Genomic DNA, 1,704 nt, shown 5'->3' on the forward strand with positions numbered 1-1,704 from the left:
TATAACGCCCTTGTGAAGTTGCCCGTCCCAAAACCCAACGATTACACCGTAATCACAAAAACTAATTCATACTGAAAATGCCGAATGTTAAGGGTCAACTTACACAGTTTGTTATATTTCCATTAGTGAAAAACACAAAACTTTTTTGTATCCACCCCGTTAAGCCGTTGAAAATTTGTTGCATTTCCTTTACCAGTGGCTGTCGAAGGAAGCATCACAAAATCGTCTCCCTTTAGCCATTTTCGCTCCTCATAACACAAACTAACTTTCGATGAATCGCAGACGACAAGAATATTTTCTTCTGAATTGTTTATACACTTTGAACTCGAATATTTGCATATTTCATCTGCGTCAAAACGAGTTTTCCATAGTTTATCTTTTATTATTGTACATTTAGATTTGCTACTATCATTTTATTTAGCAGTAATTACCGATGACTCCGCTTGAAGATAGCAACTAAAGATGAGAGTAATATAAACAAAAAATTTCATGTATTCCTTCCTTGGAATTTGATGGGAAATATAACGCCCTTGTGAAGTTGCCCACCCCTAAACACAAACATTGCACCGTAAACATATAAACCAATTCATACTGAAAATGCCACGTGTTAAGGGTCAACTTACACAGTTTGTTATATGAACGCTGAACTTAAAGCGGCTTGGCCGCCCCACCGAGGCAGCAGGTAAACAACCTCAAATTCACAACGCTAACTGTAACCGTAAACACCAACCTACCAACGATTGAAACCTTACTTGGTAGTGTAATTTCAGCGACTTAGTAAACACTGAAATCATAACGAACCAACACAAAATTCAACAGTGCGGACTCATGAATTTGAGAGAGACAAGGCTATTTATACCAATGAATATTGGCATGGAACTGAGGCAAACCGCACCAATTCACAGAACGGTTTTTACTGCATTGCGACCCACATTGAAACCACAAAACAACCAGCGGCAATGAAACCTAAACTATAAGAAATAATGGCATATAACGCCTGCGATAAGGTGTGCCCCACCGAACCATCAAAGCACACCGAACTCCAGACCAAAACCGCCGAGTGTAACGCATCACCTTGATTGCTTTGTTATAAAACCATTTCCATCTTAAGTAATGGCCAATAGCATCCGTCGAAAAACCGAGAATTGATTTCTCTTGATGTAAGTCTAAAACCGACAGAGTTATAACAGTGAAGTGCACTCTCATTCTTTTCAAAAACAGCCAAAGTTACCACTTTCGCCATAAAGTTCTCACGAATATAAGAAATAGCTAATTGAACAAGTATTTTACCGTAACCGTTTCCTCTTCCAGCAGATTCAGAAATGATCACACGACAAAGCCTATACTCTTCATTTGTTACTTTTAATATTTCGATGAAGCCAATTTTCACTGCATTATCAACCATCAGAAACGACATGACTTCAGGTTTTTTCTGTCGCTCAACAATCTGTATAGGAGTAATAGGCCAATCATAAACTCTTCCCCCCCAGAGTAAACTAGACTCCCTACTAGGAATCCAACTTACTAATAGCGAGGAATCTTTTACTTCAAATGGAATTAATCGCATAACCTTCCTTGGTTTTATAACGCCTGCCATAATACGCCACAACGTATTACGATAATGTTGATATAACCACCTAAAACACTAAAGCCAACTCATACCTAGAATGCCGAGTGTTGGTGGTCGTTTTGATGGCTTTGTTA

1 protein-coding gene is annotated in these 1,704 nt (G+C 38.6%); it reads right to left on the reverse strand.

Translation table 11 applies throughout. The features are described from left to right. Window positions 1-1,087: 1,087 nt before the first annotated feature. Window positions 1,088-1,567 carry a GNAT family N-acetyltransferase gene (locus L4D09_RS28710; protein WP_428460945.1) on the reverse strand — a complete coding sequence of 160 codons (480 nt, stop codon included), beginning with the start codon at window positions 1,565-1,567 and terminating at the stop codon, window positions 1,088-1,090. Between the last annotated feature and the right edge of the window lie 137 nt (window positions 1,568-1,704).

Source organism: Photobacterium makurazakiensis (genome assembly GCF_050336715.1).
Classification (GTDB): domain Bacteria; phylum Pseudomonadota; class Gammaproteobacteria; order Enterobacterales; family Vibrionaceae; genus Photobacterium; species Photobacterium makurazakiensis.

Coding starts and splice junctions, on each gene's coding strand:
- L4D09_RS28710 (WP_428460945.1), bottom strand. CDS start 1,567: ATGCGATTAATTCCATTTGAAGTAAAAGATTCCTCGCTATTAGTAAGT.